The 17827-nt window shown below is 70.2% G+C and carries 19 protein-coding genes and 3 tRNA genes; 10 read left to right on the top strand and 12 right to left on the bottom strand.

Going from position 1 to position 17827, the window contains the following annotated elements; genetic code table 11:
- The first annotated feature begins 20 nt into the window (after nucleotides 1–20).
- Both ABD830_RS24540 and ABD830_RS24535 read left to right on the top strand, forming a co-directional pair.
- A complete protein-coding gene (locus ABD830_RS24540; protein WP_344991552.1) occupies nucleotides 21–635 on the top strand; it encodes a hypothetical protein in 615 nt (204 codons plus the stop codon).
- Nucleotides 632–1465, top strand: coding sequence for a class I SAM-dependent methyltransferase (locus ABD830_RS24535; RefSeq protein WP_344991550.1), 834 nt, complete (start codon nucleotides 632–634; stop codon nucleotides 1463–1465). Before ABD830_RS24540 ends, ABD830_RS24535 begins: the two co-directional genes overlap by 4 nt.
- A 51-nt stretch (nucleotides 1466–1516) precedes the next feature.
- Here ABD830_RS24535 and ABD830_RS24530 read toward each other — a convergent pair whose 3' ends face one another.
- Nucleotides 1517–3118: a heparinase II/III family protein gene (locus ABD830_RS24530; RefSeq protein ID WP_344991547.1), complete on the bottom strand. Its 1602-nt coding sequence runs from the start codon at nucleotides 3116–3118 to the stop codon at nucleotides 1517–1519.
- 200 nt (nucleotides 3119–3318) lie between these two features.
- Between ABD830_RS24530 and ABD830_RS24525 the strand changes: the two genes are divergently transcribed.
- Nucleotides 3319–3915, top strand: coding sequence for an HD domain-containing protein (locus ABD830_RS24525; RefSeq protein WP_344991544.1), 597 nt, complete (start codon nucleotides 3319–3321; stop codon nucleotides 3913–3915).
- On the opposite strand, the gene ABD830_RS24520 is transcribed toward ABD830_RS24525, so the two are convergent.
- The 7 genes from ABD830_RS24520 to ABD830_RS24490 are packed head-to-tail and all read right to left on the bottom strand — an operon-like array spanning nucleotide 3912 to nucleotide 6925.
- Nucleotides 3912–4271, bottom strand: a complete 360-nt coding sequence (locus tag ABD830_RS24520; protein ID WP_344991542.1) for an antibiotic biosynthesis monooxygenase family protein — start codon at nucleotides 4269–4271, stop codon at nucleotides 3912–3914. The genes ABD830_RS24525 and ABD830_RS24520 overlap by 4 nt on opposite strands.
- A gap of 16 nt (nucleotides 4272–4287) precedes the next feature.
- A complete protein-coding gene (locus ABD830_RS24515) occupies nucleotides 4288–4866 on the bottom strand; it encodes an Asp23/Gls24 family envelope stress response protein (protein WP_344991539.1) in 579 nt (192 codons plus the stop codon).
- Complete coding sequence (locus ABD830_RS24510; RefSeq protein ID WP_344991536.1) at nucleotides 4863–5477, bottom strand: DUF6286 domain-containing protein; 615 nt, start codon at nucleotides 5475–5477, stop codon at nucleotides 4863–4865. Before ABD830_RS24510 ends, ABD830_RS24515 begins: the two co-directional genes overlap by 4 nt.
- Nucleotides 5474–5851, bottom strand: a complete 378-nt coding sequence (locus ABD830_RS24505) for an Asp23/Gls24 family envelope stress response protein (protein ID WP_344991533.1) — start codon at nucleotides 5849–5851, stop codon at nucleotides 5474–5476. The genes ABD830_RS24510 and ABD830_RS24505 overlap by 4 nt, the downstream gene beginning before the upstream one ends.
- Nucleotides 5848–6027 carry a DUF2273 domain-containing protein gene (locus tag ABD830_RS24500; RefSeq protein ID WP_344991530.1) on the bottom strand — a complete coding sequence of 60 codons (180 nt, stop codon included), beginning with the start codon at nucleotides 6025–6027 and terminating at the stop codon, nucleotides 5848–5850. The genes ABD830_RS24505 and ABD830_RS24500 overlap by 4 nt, the downstream gene beginning before the upstream one ends.
- Nucleotides 6024–6392, bottom strand: coding sequence for an Asp23/Gls24 family envelope stress response protein (locus ABD830_RS24495; RefSeq protein WP_344991528.1), 369 nt, complete (start codon nucleotides 6390–6392; stop codon nucleotides 6024–6026). The genes ABD830_RS24500 and ABD830_RS24495 overlap by 4 nt, the downstream gene beginning before the upstream one ends.
- Nucleotides 6389–6925 (bottom strand): Asp23/Gls24 family envelope stress response protein, encoded by a 537-nt coding sequence (locus tag ABD830_RS24490; protein ID WP_344993005.1) that lies wholly within the window; start codon nucleotides 6923–6925, stop codon nucleotides 6389–6391. The genes ABD830_RS24495 and ABD830_RS24490 overlap by 4 nt, the downstream gene beginning before the upstream one ends.
- 194 nt (nucleotides 6926–7119) lie before the next feature.
- Between ABD830_RS24490 and ABD830_RS24485 the strand changes: the two genes are divergently transcribed.
- Both ABD830_RS24485 and gltX read left to right on the top strand, forming a co-directional pair.
- Nucleotides 7120–7896, top strand: coding sequence for a fumarylacetoacetate hydrolase family protein (locus ABD830_RS24485; protein WP_344991525.1), 777 nt, complete (start codon nucleotides 7120–7122; stop codon nucleotides 7894–7896).
- Nucleotides 7889–9262: a glutamate--tRNA ligase gene (gene gltX, locus ABD830_RS24480; RefSeq protein ID WP_344991522.1), complete on the top strand. Its 1374-nt coding sequence runs from the start codon at nucleotides 7889–7891 to the stop codon at nucleotides 9260–9262. Before ABD830_RS24485 ends, gltX begins: the two co-directional genes overlap by 8 nt.
- A gap of 234 nt (nucleotides 9263–9496) precedes the next feature.
- Here gltX and ABD830_RS24475 read toward each other — a convergent pair whose 3' ends face one another.
- Complete coding sequence (locus ABD830_RS24475; RefSeq protein WP_344991519.1) at nucleotides 9497–11464, bottom strand: M3 family metallopeptidase; 1968 nt, start codon at nucleotides 11462–11464, stop codon at nucleotides 9497–9499.
- 156 nt (nucleotides 11465–11620) lie between these two features.
- Between ABD830_RS24475 and ABD830_RS24470 the strand changes: the two genes are divergently transcribed.
- Nucleotides 11621–11692: transfer RNA gene (locus ABD830_RS24470), tRNA-Gln, on the top strand.
- Nucleotides 11693–11698: 6 nt separating this feature from the next.
- Here ABD830_RS24470 and ABD830_RS24465 read toward each other — a convergent pair.
- Entirely contained in the window at nucleotides 11699–12658 is a 960-nt protein-coding gene (locus ABD830_RS24465; RefSeq protein ID WP_344991516.1) for an alpha/beta fold hydrolase, read from the bottom strand.
- A gap of 110 nt (nucleotides 12659–12768) precedes the next feature.
- Here ABD830_RS24465 and ABD830_RS24460 point away from each other — a divergent pair, with 110 nt between their 5' ends.
- From ABD830_RS24460 to ABD830_RS24445, 4 genes are all read left to right on the top strand, one after another.
- Entirely contained in the window at nucleotides 12769–14130 is a 1362-nt protein-coding gene (locus ABD830_RS24460; RefSeq protein WP_344991513.1) for a sensor histidine kinase, read from the top strand.
- A 39-nt stretch (nucleotides 14131–14169) separates the two neighbouring features.
- Complete coding sequence (locus ABD830_RS24455) at nucleotides 14170–14784, top strand: response regulator (RefSeq protein ID WP_344991510.1); 615 nt, start codon at nucleotides 14170–14172, stop codon at nucleotides 14782–14784.
- A 134-nt stretch (nucleotides 14785–14918) separates the two neighbouring features.
- Nucleotides 14919–14994 (top strand) — tRNA-Glu (locus ABD830_RS24450).
- A gap of 19 nt (nucleotides 14995–15013) precedes the next feature.
- Nucleotides 15014–15086: transfer RNA gene (locus tag ABD830_RS24445), tRNA-Glu, on the top strand.
- A 232-nt stretch (nucleotides 15087–15318) separates the two neighbouring features.
- Here ABD830_RS24445 and ABD830_RS24440 read toward each other — a convergent pair.
- Nucleotides 15319–17028 (bottom strand): hypothetical protein, encoded by a 1710-nt coding sequence (locus tag ABD830_RS24440; RefSeq protein WP_344991507.1) that lies wholly within the window; start codon nucleotides 17026–17028, stop codon nucleotides 15319–15321.
- A gap of 58 nt (nucleotides 17029–17086) precedes the next feature.
- On the bottom strand, nucleotides 17087–17803 hold the full coding sequence (locus ABD830_RS24435; RefSeq protein ID WP_139632184.1) for an IclR family transcriptional regulator: 717 nt from the start codon (nucleotides 17801–17803) through the stop codon (nucleotides 17087–17089).
- Between the last annotated feature and the right edge of the window lie 24 nt (nucleotides 17804–17827).

The following is a 17827-nucleotide window of genomic DNA, read 5'->3' as shown; positions in this document are numbered from 1 at the left end:
TCGAAAAGGATGAATCGACGATGCTGTTCATTGAGCTACTGGTGCCCAAGGGCGTTTTCGATGAGCAAGAGCGCCGAAGCCTCGCCGCGCGGCTGACGGGGCGGCGCCTGCTGTCGGGCGCGGACGGGGAGTCGGCGGCCGCCGACCCTGGCGTGATCGACCTGCTCGACTCGCTCAGCCACGTGGTGGTACGCGAGGAAGAGGTATGGAACGCCGGTGGGCGGCCGCTCGATGCCTCGCAAGGCCCCTGGTACGTGGCGAACGTGATCGCCGGGATGTGGGGAAAGGAGATGAGCGAGCACCTCATCGCCCGCATCACCGCAGAGCTGGCGCAGGCGGAAGGAAATCCCGAGCCGCGGGCCGTGGTGCACGTGATCAGCCTCCCCGAGGGCGGCTACGGCCTGCACGGGCGGGTCCAGCGCTCCTCCGACCTCCTGCGGCTGATCGAGGAAGCCAAGACCGGCCCCGCGACGCCGGTCCCGGACGACATGATCGTCGATCCCGTCTGCGGCGCCACCGTCGCGCGCCGAGATGCCGTCATCCTGGAGCGCGACGGGAAGACCTACGGCTTCTGCTGCACCCACTGCCGCGGGCACTTCGCCAAACAGCTGAGTGACGCGGAGGCGTCCCGGTGACGCTCGTGGCCAACGTCAGGCAGGAGGAGGCGTGGAACGGCGAGGAAGGCAGGCGCTGGGCCGATCACCATCCACGCCTGGATCGCATGGCCGCACCTGCCAACAAGCACCTGTTCGCCGCCGCGGACATCGGCGAGCGTGACCGGGTTCTGGACATCGGCTGCGGCACGGGCGACACCACCCGCATCGCCGCACGTCACGCGGCCCGCGGGTGTGCCCTGGGGATCGACCTGTCGGCTCCGATGCTCGAGATCGCTCGACGCCTCTCCGCGGAGCAAGCCATCGGCAACATCACCTTCGAGCGTGGTGACGCCCAGGTCCACCCGCTCAAGGACGCGCACTTCGAGGTGGCCATCAGCCGCGCCGGGGTCATGTTCTTCGACGACCCCGTCGCCGCGTTCGCCAACGTCAGACGGTCGCTCCGCCCCAAGGGCCGACTGGCGTTCGTGTGTCACCGCGCCGGCAACAGCCAGACCGGAGCGATCTCCGACACGCTGGCCCAGCATCTTCCCGCCCCGGAGCTCGAGGGACGCCTGCGAGGAGTCGCAGACTTCACGGATCCGACGCACATTCGCGACGTGCTCGACGAGGCGGGCTTCATGGCCGTTGCGACGTCCCCCGTGGAGTACCTCACCGTGCTGGGCAACGATGCTGCCGACGCTGCGGACTTCCTGTTCGACGTTCAGCTGGCCGGCTTCTTCTCCGGTGCTGAAGAGAGCGCCACGGCACGAGCCCGGGCCGCGTTGGCGACGGCGTTGCGCCGTTATGAACGCGGCGGCGCCGTACGGCTACCTGCCTCGGCATGGATCGTCACGGCCCAGACCGAGTGAGGACAGACACCGTTTCCCCAGGAGACGGTTTGCCTGGCCGCCTCCTAGGGGCTAGAACGCGGTGGCGGGGAAGGCGATGCCCTCCACCGTGACCTTCCCGCCCGAGCACGACACCTTGGGCGAGTCCGTTCCCGGCACGATCACCGTCAGCAGGGACTTCGCCGCCGGCGACACCACCACATTGGTCGGGTTCTTCGACAGGTACGTGGGCGAGACCCAGCCGAGCTTCCCGCCCCGCTCCACCTTCTGCCCTCCGACCCGTTCGCACGACGCCCCGAACTGCAGCAGCGTGACCTTGAACTTGCCGTCCCCGAGCACCACCTTGCCCCCGCCGTTGGAGAGCAGCTTGAGCGCCTGGTCGAAGCGCCACAGGTTCTGGATCTTCTTGCCGCCCGACGCCGTGTCCCGCACCGCCATCAGGTCCTCGCCGTGGTTCACCAGCACCGATCTGGTGCGGCTCACCCCGTACGCCTTGTCCGTCAGCTTGAACGACTGCCGGCCCTTGCCGTACTTCGTGCCGACGAGCTTGGAGGAGGTGCGCGGCCGGAAGCGGGCGCCGACCACCGTCGGCACGTTGTGCGCCTCGGGCGAGAGCGTCCAGTAGCGGTAGGAGCTCTTCTCGTACGAGTGGAAGCCACCGTCCACCAGGATGTCGCGGCCCTGCGCGTAGTACGTGACGCCCAGGTGGTCCTCGTGGCCGTGGAACTTCAGCCCCGGCCCGAACCTGATCGAGTAGTACGCCGACTCGGGCTTGCCCCAGGCCGTGCGGCCGAAGACGTAACCGGCGCGGTACGCCTTGACCTCCTGCTTCGGTGTCCCCGTGTCGATCTTGGGCTCGGTCTCGGCGGTGCCGTCGCCGAGGGGCACCATGTAGCCGTTCGGCATGGTCGAGTGGGCGACGAAGTCCTTCAGCGCCTCGGCCCGTTTGGCGATCTCGCCGGGCACCTTCCTGCCGCACGCCTTCATGTTGGTCATCGCGACCTGCAGCCGGTCGTACACGTACACCGCGTAGCGGGGCGCCTGCTCCATGAGCGCGCCCTGCGAGTCGACGTCGAGCTTCACCGTGCCGGTCAGGCGGCGGGAGGCCAGGTCCGCCCAGTCCTTGCGGCCGTAGCGGCAGCCGATGCCCATGAGCGCGATGTCCTGGTCCATGCCGTGGTTGTGGCCCTTCTTGTAGAGCCGCGAGTCCGACAGGAGCTTGGCGTGGTCGGCCAGGCTGTCCTTGAGCCAGCTCTCCTTGACGTGCATGCTCAGGCAGAGCAGCGGCTGCGTGCGCAGCGAGACCGGGTGGTCCTTCCACACGTACGACTTCGTGCCGCGCGCGCCGCGCCGGTTGTTCGCGACCCAGTCCTTGGCGATCTCGGTGGCACGATCCAGGTAGCGCTGCTCACCGCTGTTCTCGTACGCGACGACCAGCGTGCCCATCCAGCGCAGCGACTGGAACACGAACTCCCACGAACGGTTCCCGTACGGGCTCGCAGCCCAGTTGATCTTCTTGCCCAGCTTGAACGGGGGCAGCCCCACCAGCGAGATCTCGCCCTTCATGACGTCGTCGGCCGTCGGCGTGCCGGGCAGCCAGTCGCCCTGGCACTCCGTGGTGCGGGTCACCTTGTCGGCATGCGCGGGGCTGACTGACCCGCCGATTGCCAGCATGAGAGCAAGAGGTATCGCGAGCCGGCGCACGCCAGTTCCTTCCGGGACATAAAAGTAAAGGCGGATCATGCTGTCCGAATTGCGATCAACCGGTCAAGTTGCGTGTCGGATTCGTTAGATGCTCGATGCCCGAGCGAGGTGACGACATGCGGGCGCGTCCTGCATGGCGGAGACCGTACACGTCAGGACATGCTTGTCCCGTGAGATTCGACGACCTCGTGATCCCGGACACGCCCGCCTGCCGCGGCGCGCTCGAAGTGGCCATCCGCTACCACACGCCCTCGCTGCTCAACCACTCGATCCGCGCCTACCTGTGGGCGGCCGCGTACGCGCGCGGCCACGCGATCGCGTTCGACGCCGAGCTGCTGTACGTGTCGGCCATGCTGCACGACATCGGGGTGGTCGCCGAGTTCGACAGCCACACCCTGCCCTACGAGGAGGCCGGCGGGGATGTCGCGTGGGTGTTCTGCGCCGGGGCCGGCTGGTCGCCCGAGCGGAGGATGCGCGCCCGCGAGGTGATCATCCGGCACATGTGGGACGAGGTCCCGGTGGAGGAGGACCCGGAGGGCCACCTGCTGGAGCTCTCGACCGGCATGGACATCTCGGGCCGCCGTACGGACGAGATCCCCGAGGAGGTGCGGCGGGAGGTCCTCGAACGCCACCCGCGGCTGGAGATCGCCAAAGAGTTCAGCGCGTGCATCTCCGAGCAGGGCGCGCGCAAGCCGTCGAGCCTCGCCGGTCAGTTCCTACGCTCCGGCATCGTGGACCGCATCGCGCGCAACCCGCTGGACGCCTAATCCTCGGCAGACTTGGGGCCGGTGCTCTCGGCGACCTCGAACGTCCACAGCTCGGAACCGGTCGCCGCGGGCCCCTGCCCGTGGCCGTGCCCGTGGCCCTGCGCCTGCGCGGCCTGCGCCGCCTGGGCGTGTCCGCGCTGGAACGCCTCACCCTGCTGCCACTTCTGGAAGTCCTCCTCGCTGCGCCAGCGCGTGTAGACGAGGTACCGCTCCGTGCCCTCCACCGGCCGCAGCAGTTCGAACCACTCGAACCCGTCGGCCGACTCCACCATCCCCGCGCGGTTGGAGAAACGGCGTTCGAGCTCCTCGCGCATGTCGGCGGGCACGTTCAGCACGTTGATCTTCACGACGGACAACGGGACACCCCTCTCGTCAGCGCACCGCCCGGTGCCGGGCCGGTGAGGGCTCCAGGCTAACGCGGGCCACCGCCGCCACATGATCCCGGTCCAGCGCGTCGCGCATGTGCGGCAGCGCCACCGTGGACAGGTGCCGGCCGAGCTCGCCGAGGGGCGCGGACTCGTCGGTGACCACGCGTAGCCGCACTTCGGGACGGTTCGGCGGGCCCACCAGGTCCGCGTGGGCGCTCAGCACGACCGGGCTCGACTCGACGTCGGCGGCGACCGCGTGCGCCATTCCCGGTGCCGACACCTCGGTGATGCCGGTCGGCGACCTCTCCAGCTGTACCGCGCCGTGCGCGATCTCCCTGCGTCCCTGTACGAGCAGCCATCGCAGCGACAGCAGCGCCACCGCGATCGACACGAGCGCCACGAGCCACCAGATGCCGGGGCCGTTCCGCGTGAAGAACCCCCGTACGCCGCCGTCCACGATCGGTGCCCGCGCGGCTCCCCAGGCGCCCAGCCCGCGGGCCAGCGCGAGCCCGCCCAGGACGGTCAGCGCCAGCCCCACCAGCGCCAGTCCCCACCGGTTGCCCCGGCTGGTCTTCCTGCTCACTTGCGCTCCCTGACGTTCACGGCCACCCGGTACGGCTCCACGAGGTTCATCGCCGCCAGCCTGGTGAGCACGGCGGCGCGCACCTCCTGAGCGAACCTCTCCTTGTCCCACCCGGACGTGACCGGCGTGACCGCGACCGTGTGGCCGCGGACCGTGGCGCGGGCCGAGTGCACGCCCGGCACCTCCTCGGCCGCGTGCGCCAGGGCCCTGCCCACACTCCTGGGGCGCAGACCGATGATCACGTCGGGGTCCCCGCTGCGTACGGGCGCCATGCTGGGCCGCCCCGGGACCAGGGCGGTGGCCAGCAGCGCCAGCCCGAGCAGCGCCACGACCGCCGAGGCCAGCAGGAACAGCGGGTTCGACCAGAGCGTAGAGGTGGCCCAGCCGAGCATCCGGTCGTACGGCACCCAGCGCAGCGGGCGGCCCACCAGCGCGGAGATGGTCTCGGCGGCGACGAGGACGCTGAGGAGCGTCAGCAGGACGGCCACGACGATGGCCGGAATCCTCCGGTTCGGGCGGAACGCCCGCACCGCCGCGCGGTCGGCGGCCCTGTCGCGCGTCACCGGGAGCGCCGGGGAAGGTCCACCCTCGGTCTCTGGATGCTCGTTCATGGCGGTTCTCCACCGAGGTCGGTCACAGTCACGTCCAGGCGCGTGACGTTCAGGCCGGTCTGCGTGGCGACGCGGTCGATCACGTGCTCCCTGAGCCGCGCCGCCACGGCACGCAGCGGCGACGGGTAGGCGAGGCTCACGGTCAGCCGGACCGCGGCCTGATCGCCACGGACCTCAGCGCTCGACGAACGCGTCCACGGCAGGTTCCCGAGATGCACCTCACGCACCTCGGGAACCTCCGCGGCGGCGCAGCACGCGATCTTGGAGACCACCCGGCCGGCGACCTGGGTGCGCCCGCGCAGCTCCGGCGGCGGCTGGGGTGCGGGACGCTGCGCGGGCACAGCCGCGGTGCCGGTGGCAGTGCCGGTGGTCATCTCCGCCTCTCGGACGTCAGGTTCAGCTGGCCCGTCTCCGCGATCCGGCCGACCAGGAAGCCGACCGCGCCGAGCACGAGCACGAGCAGGAACGCGAAGAGCCCACCGAAGGCTGCGACGAGCCCGAGAACGATGCCGACGGCCATGCCGATCACCGGCATCCACTGGTTGTTCATGATCCCTCCACGACGTCGTCGATGCGCACGTTCACCCGGCGGTCTCCGGCCAGCTCCGACACGGCCCGCCGTACTTCGTCGGCGGTCTCCGGGAGCGGGCGGTCCGTCGTGGCGACGATGGCGATCTCCACCGCGCGGTCGTTCACGGAGACGCCCATGAGCCGCTTGCCCGGCAGGTACGTGGCCACCGTCCCGAACGGGCCGCCGGACAGCCCGGCCACGCCCTGGCACGAACGCGCCCGCTCGGCGATCGCCCGCGCCTCGTCCGCGTCACCGGCCGCGTCACCGGCCGTGCCGCCGCCCGCGGGTCCCGTCCCGGCGCCCATCGTGACGTCGGCCGCCGGGGGCGGGCCGGTTTCCGTCATTGGACCCGCGGCTCCTGCCCGGTGTCCGTCCTCTGCTGCCCGCCGCGGGCCATGCCGCTCTCCCGTTCGCGGGTCATGCCGCTCTCCCGTTCGCGGTCCTGCTCGGGCAGATGGACGTCGTCGATCCTGATGTTGACCTCGGTGACCTCGAGCCCGCACATCCGCTCGACGCCGTTGATGACGTTCTTCCGCACCGCGCCCGACAGCTCGGGGATCGCCGTCCCGTACTCGGCCACGAGGTCGAGGTCGATGGCGGCCTGCCGCTCGCCCACCTCGACCGACACGCCCTGCGAGACGCTCTCCTCGACGCCGACCATGCCACGCATGCTGCCCAGCGCGCGTGCCGTGCCTCCGCCCATGGCGTACACACCGGACACCTCGCGAGCCGCGAGTCCGGCGATCTTGGCCACGACACCATCGGCGATGGTGGTGGTGCCCTTGTCGGTGACCAGCGCGCTCGCCGGGCCGCCCTCGTACGTCCTGGCCTTCGGTACGGTCGCGGCCTGACTGGCCTCCGTGGACCGGTTAGACATTGTGTCCGACACGACCGTCACCCCCCTGTTTGTCCTCCCTAGTAAGGACTGATAACCGCCATGGACAGGGCTGATGCCCAACGAAAAGGACTTTGGGGGCATTTATCGACAATTCCTGACTTGCGGGAGGTTAGGCGTGTCGCGAGGGGGCGCAGGTTGGGCGGAGCCCCCGGCTGCGGCGATAGCCTTGTCGGGTGCGTATAGCGAGGTTCTCCACAGGCGATGGCGTGTCGTTCGGCGTGGTCGAGGGCGGCCCCGGCGAGGAGGTCGTCTCCACGGTCGCCGGTCATCCGTTCAACCAGGTGCAGTTCACCGGCGAGCGATACCCGCTGTCCCAGGTGAAGCTGCTGGCCCCGATGCTGCCGAGCAAGGTGGTCGCCATCGGCAGAAACTACGCCGAGCACGCGGCCGAGCTGGGCAACGAGGTGCCCGAGGAGCCGCTCATCTTCATGAAGCCGTCCACGTCGGTGATCGGCCACGGCGAGAACATCGCATACCCCACGACGCTGTCCGACCGCGTCGACTACGAGGGCGAGCTGGCCGTGGTGATCGGCAGGCTGTGCCGCGAGGTGCCGGTCGAGCGGGTCAAGGACGTCATCTTCGGCTATACCTGCGCCAACGACGTCACCGCGCGCGACCTGCAGAAGAAGGACGTGCAGTTCACCCGGGCCAAGGGGTTCGACACGTTCTGCCCGCTCGGGCCGTGGATCCAGACCGACCTCGACGCGAGCGACCTGGCCCTCACGACCACGGTCAACGGCGAGATCCGGCAGAGCGGGCGTACGAACCAGCTCATCAACGACATCCCCGCGCTGGTGGCCTACGTCAGCGCGGTCATGACCCTGATCCCCGGCGACGTCATCCTGACCGGCACCCCGGCGGGCGTCGGGCCCCTCCAGGTCGGCGACGAGGTCAGCGTCGGCATCGAAGGCATCGGCACACTCACGAACAAGGTGGTCTCCCGTGACTGACGTACGGGTGCGGTTCGCCCCGTCTCCTACCGGCATGTTCCACGTGGGCAGCGCCCGCGCGGCGCTGTTCAACTGGGCCGTGGCCCTGCAGTCCGGAGGGCGGTTCATCCTCCGCATCGAAGACACCGATGCCACGCGCAACCGGCCCGAGTGGACCGAGGGCATCATCTCGGCCCTCGACTGGATCGGCGTCAACGGCGGCAACCCGGCGTTCGAGGGCCCCTACTTCCAGTCGGCCTACGAGCCGCAGCACCGCGAGGCCGTGGCCAAGCTGCTGGCCGACGGCAAGGCCTACTACTGCGACTGCACCCGCGAGCAGGTCCAGGAGCGCACCGGCTCCCAGGACAAGGGCTACGACGGCCACTGCCGCGACCGCGGCCTCAGCGCGGGCGCGGTCCGCTTCCGCACGCCCGACGAGGGCGTCACGGTGGTGGAGGACCTGGTCCGGGGCCGGGTGGAGTTCCCCAACAACGCGCAGGAAGACTTCGTCATCGCGCGCAGCGACGGCTCGCCCCTCTACGTGCTGGCCAACGCCGTCGACGACATCACGCAGGGCATCACGCACGTGGCCCGCGGCGAGGAGCACCTGCCCAACGCGGCCAGGCAGGAGCTGCTGTGGCCCGCGCTGGGTGCCAAGCCGCCGGTCTGGGCGCATCTGCCGGTGATCGTCAACGAGCAGCGCAAGAAGCTGTCCAAGCGCCGCGACAAGGTCGCGCTCGAGGACTACCGCGCGGAGGGTTACCTGCCCGAAGCCATGGTCAACTACCTGATGCTGCTCGGCTGGGGGCCCGGCGAGGACCGCGAGATCATGCCGTGGTCGGAGATGGTGCCCCTGTTCCGCCTGGAGAACGTCAACCCGTCCAACGCGTTCTTCGACGAGAAGAAGCTGCGCGCGTTCAACGGCGAGTACATCCGGGCGCTGCCGCTGGAGATCTTCGAGGAGCGCTGCGCGCCCTACCTCGACCCCTCCTGGGACCGTGAGCTGTTCAGCAAGGTCGCGTCGCTGGCCCAGACCCGCATCTCCGTGCTGTCGGAGATCCGGCAGAACGTCGACTTCCTCTTCCTCGAGGAGCCGGTCTTCGACCAGGCGTCCTGGGACAAGGCGATGAAGAACTCCCCGGTGGAGATCCTCACCGACTACCTGGACCGGCTGGTGACGGTGAGCTGGGACCCCGAGTCGCTCAAGGAGGCGCTGGAGGAGGTCGGCACGGCCCACGGGCTCAAGCTCGGCAAGGCCCAGGCCCCCGTGCGCGTGGCGATCACCGGCCGGACGGTGGGCCTGCCGCTGTTCGAGTCGATCGAGGTGCTCGGCCGCGAGCGGGCCGAGGAGCGACTGCGCGCCGCCCTGGCCCGCCTGCAGGGCTGACAGCGACGCCCTGGCCCGACTGCGGGCTGACCCGGTGGCTCGACGCCCTGGCCGGCCTGTGGGGCGGACCCGGCGGCTCGGCCGGCGGCCCGGCGGTGGGTCGACTGGAGCGCCGCCCTTCTTCCGGCTGCTTGGCACACTTCCCGCGCCCCCGGTCCTTCTTCCGAAGGACCTCCACCGAAGTGCGGTGGATGGAGGGGCGCGGGTAGGACACGAAAGGCCCGATGGGCGGGCTCAGTCGAGGCCGCGGCGGGCGAGCAGCGGCTGGATGCTGGGCTCGCGCCCGCGGAAGTTGCGGAAGGCGGTCAGCGGGTCGAGGCTGCCGCCCCTGGAGAGCAGCTCACGGCGGAAGTGGTCGCCGTTGGCCCTGGTGAGCCCGCCGTTCTCCTTGAACCACTCCACGCTCTCCGCATCGAGCACCTCGCTCCAGATGTAGGAGTAGTAGCCGGCGCTGTAGCCGCCGGAGAAGATGTGCGCGAAGTAGTTGGTCCGGTAGCGCGGCCTGACCTGCGGTACGGCGATCTGGGCGGCTTCCAGGGCCGCCGCCTCGAACGCCTCGGGGTCGTCCACGGTCTCCCCGGGCGCCAGCCTGTGCCAGGCCCAGTCGAGCAGCGTGGCGGCCAGGTATTCGACGGTCTTGAAGCCCTGGTTGAACTTCTCCGCCGCCTGCAGCTTCTCCACCAGCTCGGCCGGCATGGGCTCGCCGGTCTCGTGGTGCTTGGCGTAGTTGGCCAGCACCTCGGGCCAGGTCGTCCACATCTCGTTGACCTGTGACGGGTACTCGACGAAGTCGCGGGGCACGCTGGTGCCGGACACGCGCGGGAACCGTACCTGCGAGAAGAGCCCGTGCAGCGCGTGGCCGAACTCGTGGAAGGCGGTGTTCACCTCGTCGTACGTCAGCAGCGTCGGCCCGGAGGCGGGCTTGGTGACGTTGAGGTTGTTGATCACCACGGGCCGCAGCCCGAACAGGAACGACTGGTCGACCAGGTTGTTCATCCACGCCCCGCCGCGCTTGGTCGCCCTCGCGTACGGGTCGAGCACGAACAGCCCCAGCCGGCTCCCGTCCTCGTTGAACACCTCGAACACCGTCACGTCGGGGTGGTATCCGCCGAGGTCGGGCCGCTCGGTGAAGGTGACGCCGTACAGCTTCTCGGCCGCGAAGAAGATGCCGTCACGGTAGACCCGGTTGAGCTCGAAGTACGGCCGCATGGCGCCCGCGTCGAAGTCATAGCGGGCCTGACGCACCTTCTCGGAGTAGTACGACCAGTCCCACGGCTCGACCTCGAACCCGGCCTGCGCGGTCAGCTCCTCGGCCTCCTTCCGCGCGTTGCGCACGGCGGGGCCGACGAGCTGGCCCAGCATCTCCTCGACCGCCTCGACGGTCTTGGCCGTCTGGTCGGCCACCACGTACGCGGCGTGGTTGGGGAACCCGAGCAGCGCCGCCCGCTCGGCCCGCAGCGCCGCCATCCTGGCCGCCAGCCTGAAGTTGCCCGGCGCCCGCCCCACGCTGAGCTCGTACAGCCTGCGGCGCACCTCGCGGTCGGTGAGCTGGGCCAGGCCCGGCTGGTCGGTGAAGTTGAGCAGCGGCAGGACGTACTTGCCGTCCTTGAGCAGCGACTCGATCTTCGCCTGGTCGAAGCCGTCGAGCTCCTTGGGGTCCTCCACGACCAGCGCCGACTCCGTCGACGCCTTCAGCAGGCTCTGCGCGAACTCCGTCGAGAGCTTCGACAGCTCCTCGTTGAGCTCCCGCAGCCGGTCCTGCTCCGGCTCGGACAGGTCGGCCCCGGCCCTGATGAAGTCGTCCCGGTACTTCTCCAGCAGCCAGGACTCCTCGGGGTCCGCCGACGACACCTGCTTGATCCGCGCCCACAGCGCCCGGTTGAGCCGGATGGCGTCCATGTGGCGGGTCAGCTGCGGAGAGATCTCCTTCTCGATCTCCATGATGCCGTCGGAGGTGTTGGAGGCGGCGACGGTGAAGAAGGCCGTGGCCGTGCGGTCAAGGATCCGCCCCGACCGCTCGAGCGCGGCGATCGTGTTGTCGAAGGTCGGCGGCTCGGAGTTGCCTGCGATCGCGTCGACCTCCGCCAGTTGCTCCGCCATGCCGCGCTCGAACGCGGGCAGGTAGTGCTCCTCGCGGATCTCGGCGAAGGGCGGCAGCTCGTACGGCAGGGAACTAGGGGCGAAGAACGGGTTTCCGGCCAACGGTGGGGCTCCTCCACGTGGTGTTTTGTCCCCTTCAGCTTGGCACGACCGGGCCCCTGCTGTGAGCCGCCGAGTAATCGTTTTGGTCTTAGCCCCGGAGCTGGGCTATTCTTTCGGACGTCGCCAAGAGCGCGCCTCGCAAGGGGCCGCCAGCGGTGGGGTATGGTGTAATTGGCAGCACGACTGATTCTGGTTCAGTTAGTCTAGGTTCGAGTCCTGGTACCCCAGCACTTCTTATTTCGCCAGTCTGTGCAGGATTTCGGTTATCTCCCGGTACGTTCTGGCCGTCGGCGCATGAGACGCCTCCACTGAGAAGACCCTGAAAGTGTTGTCCGGCGTAGCCGCGTCCGCTTCCTTGATCATCCGGTCCTGCAGCGCGAGTGGAATCATCTTGTCCCGCGTGTGCCTGATGTAGACGCGCGGCACTCGTCCCCACGCCTCCTTGCGCCCCCTGGCGTCGGCGCCGCCCACCTGGAGACTCTCATCCGGCAGCAACGTGTTGAGCAGGGCCAGCAGCTCACCCTCGCTCGCCTCGGCCATGAACGTCGCCTTCACCGCGTCCAGAAACTTCCTGTCGTTCGTCCGCCAGTTCATGCGGATCGCGCCGATCACCCTCGGATCGGCGATGATGCCGCCCGCCGCCACGCTCGCCGCGAGGCTCTCCTTACCCTCCGGTGTCGCCAGATAGTCGTTGGGCGAGCGCAGATCCGTGCAGCAGAACGCGGTGTCGTAGACGAGCAGGTCGATCAGCTCGGGCACCGCGTCGGCCGCCTTGGTGATGGTCGCGCCGCCCAGACTGCCGCCCACCAGGATCACCGGGCCGTGCTTCGAGGCCCGGCGCACGGTGTCCACCGTGGCCTCCACATAGTCGTCCAGCGTGACCCCCGCCATGGGCGACGGCAGCGTGGCCAGCTGCGCCAGGTCCTGCGGCGCCTGGTAGGCGCGGTGAAACTGCTGTTCGGGGCCGTGGCCCGGCAGGTTCACGCCCAGGGTCCGGTGGCCGCGCAGCGTCAGCTCGGGGTCGGTGCCGGCCACGCCGTTGGCGCCGGTCACGAAGACGTAGGTGGTCACGTCCTTGCGTGGCCCGGCCGCCGAGGCGCCCGCGGCGCCGGCCCCCGCTACGGCGGCGCCCGCGGCGCCGGCCCCCGCGACGGCGGCGAAGTGGAACATGTCTCTACGGGTCGGAAAGTTCATGACCCGATGGTCGCCCTGGCCGGACCGGCCGCACATCGCCTGCCCGGTTCGTCGGTCGGTGGATGCCCGTCATCCACCGATCGGTCGATGACGTGCCAGGCTATGAACTCATGAGCTGGCTCGACGGCCGTGAGCGCTGGGCTTTCCTGGGGCTCGCGTACGCACTGCTCGCGATCTCCGCGACCGCGGCCGCCCTCGTGGACGCGCCCGCCACCGCGTCCTGGCCGCTTCTTCGCTGGCCGGCGGGGCCGCTGGTGACCTGGCTCTCGCCGACCGCCGGGCCGGGCGCCGGCGCCCTGGCCGCGGGTTCCGTGGCGGGGTGGCCGGTGCCGGCGTCGGTCGCGGCGGTGTGGGTGGCGCCGATCGCGTGGCTGCACCCTCGCCGCGACCGGCACCGCGTGCTCGTCGTGGGCCACTATCTCGTCCTGATCGCCCTCGCGGGCGCGCTGGCCGCCGCGAGCCCCGCTTTCCTCCTGTTCTCGGCGATCGGCTACCCGCTGGCCATCGCCATGCTCCCGGCCCGGCTGGTCATGGCGGGCGTGACGCTCACCGCCCTCGTCAACGTGACCGCCCAGGCGGGCCCGGGCGCCGGAGACACCCTGCTCACCGTGATCGCGGGCGTGGCGCTCCCGCTGGTCATCGCCGGCTGGTACGTCGCGGGCGAGCACGACAAGCGCCGCCGCCTGGTCGAGCGGCTACGTGCCGCCATGGCCGAGAACGCCGACCTGAACGCCAGACTGCTCGACCAGGCCAGGCAGGCGGGCGTGCTCGACGAGCGGCACCGCGTGGCGGGCGAGATCCACGACACGGTGGCGCAGGACCTCGTCGCCCTGATCGGTCAGCTCGACGCCGCCGACCGGGCCTCCCTGGCCCCCGTGCGCCGCCGCCACCTCGATCAGGCCGCCGAGCTGGCCCGCCGGAGCCTGTCCGAGGCCCGCAGATCCGTACGCGCCCTGCGTCCCGAGCCGCTGGAGGACGCGAGACTCCCCGAGGCGATCACCGCCATGGCCGAGTCGTGGTCACGGTCGGCCGGTGTGGACCTCGTGCTCGAGATCACCGGCACGCCGGTCACGCTGGCCGCCGACGTGGAGGCCACGCTGTTCCGCGTCGCCCAGGAGGCGCTGGCCAATGTCGCCAAGCACGCCAGGGCCACCCGGACGGGCCTCACACTGTCGTACACGGACGAAACGGTCCTCCTTGACATTCGCGACGACGGGACCGGATTCGACCCGCAGAAGGCCGCTGACGGCTTCGGCCTCGACGGGATGCGGCAACGCGTCCGCGGCGTCGGCGGCACCCTGGCCGTCGAATCCGAACCGGGCCAGGGCACGGCCGTGGCCGCCGCCGTCCCCGCCATCCCCGCCGAAGACTCTCGCGAGACCGCCGTCCACGGAGGAGCCGGGCGAGGCGCGGTGGAAGGGCAGCCGGGTCTCCCGGACGGCCGATCGACCTCCGGGGAGCGCGATGGATGAGAGGCTGACCAGGGACGATCACCTGGGGGAGGAGGACCGATGCCGGTGAGGCTGCTGATCGCGGACGATCACCCCATCGTGCGCGACGGCCTGCGCGCGGCACTCGGCGGGGAGCCCGACCTCGAGATCGTCGGGGAGGCGGCCGACGGCGAGGAGGCCGTCCGCCTGGCCGCCGAGCTCCAGCCCGACATCGTCCTCATGGACCTGCGCATGCCCGGCATGGACGGCGTCACCGCCATCCGCCGCCTGCGCGGCACGGGTCCGCGGGTGCTGGTGCTCACCACGTTCGACACCGACGTCCTGCCCGCCCTCGAGGCGGGCGCCACCGGTTACCTGCTGAAGGACGCCCCTCCGGAGGAGCTGGTGCGTGCCGTCAGAGCCACCCACAGGGGCGAGACCGTCCTCGCTCCCGCCGCGGCCGGCCGTCTCGCCGACCACCTCCGCAGGCCGTCCAGGGGCAGCCTCAGCAAGCGCGAGCTGGAGGTGCTCCGCCTCGTGGCCGGGGGAGCGACGAACAAGGAGGCGGCGGCCTACCTGTTCATCAGCGAGGCCAGCGTCAAGACGCACCTGCTGCACATCTACGCCAAGCTCGACGTCCGTGACCGCGCCTCCGCTGTCGCCGAGGCCTACCGCCGCGGCCTCCTCACCCACTGACCCGCTCTTTCGAGCTCCGAAGTGGCGCCGGAGGGCCGATCTGATGGGCAGATAAGCGGTTTGGAGTGGTCTCCGGGGTGCGGTAGAGTTACCTGCGTTGCCGGGGAGACCCGGCACCAGCAGCTTGTGGACAGGGTCCCGTCGTCTAGTGGCCCAGGACGCCGCCCTCTCAAGGCGGTAGCGCCGGTTCGAATCCGGTCGGGACTACCACTTGTCACAAGCCCGCGAAGGTCCCGTCGTCTAGTGGCCCAGGACGCCGCCCTCTCAAGGCGGTAGCGCCGGTTCGAATCCGGTCGGGACTACGTCTACTCCACTCGCTCCGGTGCGTACAGCACCGGAGCGTTTCGCTTTTCCGGCCGAAGCACCTAGCCCCGGGCCGGAGGCACCACCCGTATCCCGAAGCCGTACGAGCCGATGGCACCGGCGACGCCCAGGAAGAGCAGGCTGTAATGCTCCTGGCCCCGTGCGCGGTCGCGTCATGCAATGATCAAGGCCCTCGCCTGAAAGACGAGGGCCTTGATCAAAAGCGGCGGGTCACGCCGAGCGGGCCTTGAAGAGGGCGCGGCGGGCCGCCTTGGCGACCTGCTTGTCCGGGTGGACCTGGGAGATCAGGTCCAGGAGCTCCTCGACATGCGCGTGCGGGATCCGCCAGACCACCTCGAGCAGGCTGTTGACCATCTCGGGCCCGATGTCCCGCAGGCTGCTCACGAACTCCGACCGCCCCAGACCGGCGGAGATGGTCCACATGTCCAGGATCAGCCAGTGCGTGTCGTCCTGGGTGGGCTCGGGCGCTCCCTCGATCCCCAGCTGGCTCAGGTGGGTGGCGGCGTAGGGCCGCAGCGAGGGCTGCTTGAGCGCCGCCTGCCAGGCCGGTACGGCGGCCTCGCCCAGTGTGCCGACCACGCTGGCCGCCTGCACCCTGATCAGCGCGTCGCTCTCGTCCTCGGCCGCCGCCTCCAGCAGCTCCTCGGCCGCCTTCTCCGGCTCCCGCAGGCGCATCCACGCCGCGAACTCCGCGTCGGCCTCGTCCTCCGGCAGCTCCGCGCTGAGCGCCAGCAACTCGTGGGCGCTCATGGACTCGATCGCGGGCCGCGCGTCCACCTCGATGTCGGCGTCGTCCACCAGGTGGACGACGCCCTCGGTGCCGAGCGGCGTGAGCCGGACGGTGTCGCCGTCGAGCTCGACCATGCCGTAGCCGATCAGCCAGTCGATCGCGGGCGTCAGCGGGTCGCCCGCCGCCTCCCACGCGTCCGCTCCCAGCTCGTCGAGGTCGGCTGCGGCCTCGGCCAGGTCCTGTCCCAACTCCGCGCGGTCACGGGCGCCGCCCGCCAGCAGCAGGCGTACCAGCAGGCCCCGCGTCAGGCCCGTCAGCGCCATCGTGAGGTCTTCGTCGTCCAGCTCCGGGTCGCCGTAGTCGACCGAGTGGAGACCCAGCATCCAGGCGTCGAGCACGTCCTCGTCGTCGTCGAACGGCCACTCCGACGTGTCGTCCTGCACCGCCACCGTGTTGCCTTCACCGGGCTGGAGGAACTCCAGGTCCACGGCCAGGTTCCAGATGTTCCAGAGCTGCGGGACCGCCTCGGCGATCGGGCCGTCGGTCTCGGGCCTGGGCAGCTCGACGGCCGCCAGCGCCTCCTCCACCTCGGCGTCGGTCAGCAGGGTGTCCTCGCCCACCCGGCGGCCGGACCCCACCCACAGGGCGAGGTCGCGGGCCTTGGCGACCAGCGGCGCCTGCCGCGCCGCCTCGGCCAGCTCCGAGTCGGGCCGCAACCGGATCGTGTCGAGATCGGCGAGCTCGTCCGCGAACGACTCGAAATCGCCAAGATCGCCGACCTCGTCCTCCTCGTCGTCGCCCTCGGCGTCGTCCAGCAGCTCTTCCATGAGGTCGACGAACTCGTCCTCGACGTCGTCCAGCTCCGCCTGCAGATCGGCGAGGGAGTCCGAGCCCTTGGCCAGCCTGCCGGTCTGGGAGAGGAACGTGAGGTACGCGTCCACGGCCGGGAGCATCCCGTCGGCGGCGGCGTCGGGATCCTCCACGACCTTGGGCATGCGATCGAGCAGCAGATTACGCAGGTCGGCGCGCTTCCAGGTGCCGAGGTCCTGCGAGAAGGCGAGACGGTGCCAGAGTGCGGCAGGCCCCACGAGCTCGGGATCGCTTCCGGGCGCGTTCGCACGCGCCCACATGATGAACTCTTCGAGCAGGGGTCGCAGCTCAGTGGCGGCTACCTCGATGCGATCTGTCACCCACTCAGGCTAGTGCGCCCACGAGGCACTCGGCTCCCCAAATTCCTGCTTTCTCCGATCATGACGTGCGACGCATTGCCTCCGTTATACGTTCGGCGGCCGCCATGACGGGCACCGCGTGGAGCCGTCCGGGGGCCCTCGTGAGCCGTTCGATGGGGCCGGAGACCGACACGGCGGCGATCACCTTGCCGCCGCTGCCCCTGATGGGGGCCGACACGCTGGCCACACCCTGCTCACGCTCGCCGACGCTGTGGGCCCAGCCGCGGCGCCGTACGGAGGCGAGGGTGGCGGCGCTGAACTTGGCCCCGCGCAGCCCCCGGTGCAGCCGGTCCGGCTCCTCCCAGGCCAGCAGGATCTGCGCCGCCGAGCCCGCCGTCATGGGCAGCGCGGAGCCCACCGGCACGGTGTCGCGCAGGCCGCTGGCGCGTTCGGCGGCCGCCACGCAGACGCGCTCGTCGCCCTGGCGGCGGTAAAGTTGCGCGCTTTCTCCGGTGAGATCCCTGAGCTGCATCAGCACGGGCGCGGCCACCGCGAGCAGCCGGTCCTCGCCGGCCGCGGTGGACAACTCGGAAAGTCTCGGACCCAGGACGAATCTGCCCTGTGTGTCGCGACTCACAATGCGGTGATGCTCAAGTGCGACGGCCAGCCGATGGGCCGTGGGGCGGGCCAGGCCGGTGGCCTGGACGAGCTGCGCCAGTGAAGCGGGGCCCGCTTCGAGGGCATTGAGTACAAGAACGGCCTTGTCGAGTACTCCGACTCCGCTAGAGTTGTCCATACACCGATACTGCCGTCTCGACAT

This window comes from Nonomuraea helvata (assembly GCF_039535785.1).
Lineage (GTDB): Bacteria > Actinomycetota > Actinomycetes > Streptosporangiales > Streptosporangiaceae > Nonomuraea > Nonomuraea helvata.
This window is presented reverse-complemented; position numbering and strand designations above follow the sequence as displayed.